Raw genomic sequence first — 1,902 nt, forward strand, 5'->3', positions numbered from 1 at the left:
GTGCGCGGCGGTGCGCACCGCGCCGGCCCGCCGGCCCAGCACGCGCCCGGCGGTCTCCGCGTCCAGGCCGATGACGGCCCGCAGCATCACCGCCTCGGCCTCGGCCGGCGGCAGCGTACGGATCAGCGCGAGCGCGCTCTCGGTGGCGATGGCCTCACCGGCCCGGTCGGCGGTGTCGACGTCGGCGGCCAGGTCGTTGAGGGCCTGCACCGGCACCGGCACGGAGGGCCGCCGCCGCTGCCGGCGCAGATGGTCCATGGCCCGGTTGCGGGCGATGGTGACCACCCAGGCGCGGAACTCGCCGCCGGTGAACGACGGCAGGTCGCGGGAGATCTGGAGCCACGCCTCCGAGGCCACGTCCTCGGCGTCGGCGCCGACGAGGGCGGTCAGGTAGCGCAGCAGCGCGGGTTGCAGGCTGCGGTAGAGGAACCGGAACGCCTCCTCGTCCCCCGCCTGCGCCGCGGCGACCGCCTCGGTCAGTTCGGCCGTCACGCGCGCCGCCCCAGCCGGATGACGACCCGGAGCCGGTCAACGGGTGCCAGGGACCACACCGCCATCCGCACTCGGCCCCCCGATGAGCTGAATCAGGCACCCGCACGAGGGTGCGGAGCGCCGTGGACACTGCCGCGCGGCACGGGCGTCGGCGGGACATACCGTACCGGCGTCCGGGGGCGGCCGGGAGTCGGGCCGACGCCGGTGCGGGCGGGTCGCGTCGGCAAGCCTCCGCACGGCGGAGAAACAGAGAGAAATGTCTACCTGCGTCACCGGCGTGTCGGGGTAACACGGACGGCGGTCGCGACGCTCCCGGGTCGGATCCCCGCCGGGGCGGCGGGCCGCGAGAGCGGGGGGCGCGTCACTTTCTGGCCGATCGTACCGGGTCGATCACGATCAGCCGATCGGCGTCCCGGGTGCCGGACACCCGGCCGAACGGCCCGCCCGGACCGGCCACGGATATCGCGGGAAATACTTCGCGCCTGCTGTGGGTACGGTATGGGGGTGCTGTCCTCAGACGTCGTACTCAGCGGTCGGTACCGCCTGGAAGACCGTGTCGCCACCGGCGGCATGGGCGACGTCTGGCGTGCCACCGACCTTGTCCTCGGTCGCCCGGTCGCGGTGAAGGTGCTGCTTCCCGCCCTGGTGTCCGACCCCGACTTCATCGCCCGGTTCCGTTCCGAGGCGCGGATCATGGCCTCGCTGCGCCACCCCGGCGTGGTCCAGGTCTTCGACTGCGGTGAGGACGACCTGCCCGGCGGCGGCCGGGCCGACTACCTGGTGATGGAGTTCGTCGCCGGTGAGCCGCTGTCGCGGCGGATCGAGACCGCCGGGCAGCTCGAGGTCGCCGAGACCATGTCGATCGTGGCGCAGGTGGCGCAGGCGCTGCACGCGGCGCACGGCCGCGGCATCGTGCACCGGGACGTGAAGCCGAGCAACCTGCTCGTGCAGGACGACGGCACCGTGGTCCTGGTCGACTTCGGGGTCGCCCGGTCGACGAACGTCACGAGCATCACCAGCACGAACGCGGTGCCCGGCACCGCCCTCTACATGGCGCCGGAGCAGGCCGCCGGCCGGCCCGTCTCGGGCGCCACCGACGTGTACGCGCTCGGCGCCGTCGCGTACTGCTGCCTCACCGGCAGTCCACCGTTCACCGGCGACAACCCGCTCCAGGTGGCCGTACGCCATCTCGACGACGAGCCGCCGGAGCTGCCGGCGGAGATCCCGGCGTCGGTACGGGAGCTGGTCTCCCGGGCGCTGGCCAAGGACCCGGCCGACCGTTACCCGAGTGCCGCGGCGATGGCCGACGCGGCACGGGCCGCGCGTAACGACTCGCCGACCGCGACGGTGGCGCTGCGCGGCGCGGCGGGCTCGGCGCGGTCCCGCGACGACCAGCCTGCGGTCCGCCCG

The 1,902-nt window shown here is 74.5% G+C and carries 2 protein-coding genes; one reads left to right on the top strand and one right to left on the bottom strand.

All coding sequences use genetic code 11. The annotated features are described in order from the left end of the window. A partial coding sequence (locus tag AC2CHG_RS31240) for an RNA polymerase sigma factor (protein WP_484526193.1) occupies positions 1–492 on the bottom strand: 492 nt, incomplete at its 3' end. Positions 493–996: 504 nt separating this feature from the next. On the opposite strand from AC2CHG_RS31240, the gene AC2CHG_RS31245 reads away from it, so the two are divergent. Next, on the top strand, positions 997–1,902 hold a 906-nt coding region (locus AC2CHG_RS31245; RefSeq protein WP_484526194.1), incomplete at its 3' end, for a serine/threonine-protein kinase.

It is taken from the genome of Micromonospora sp. ATLC20, assembly GCF_057196585.1.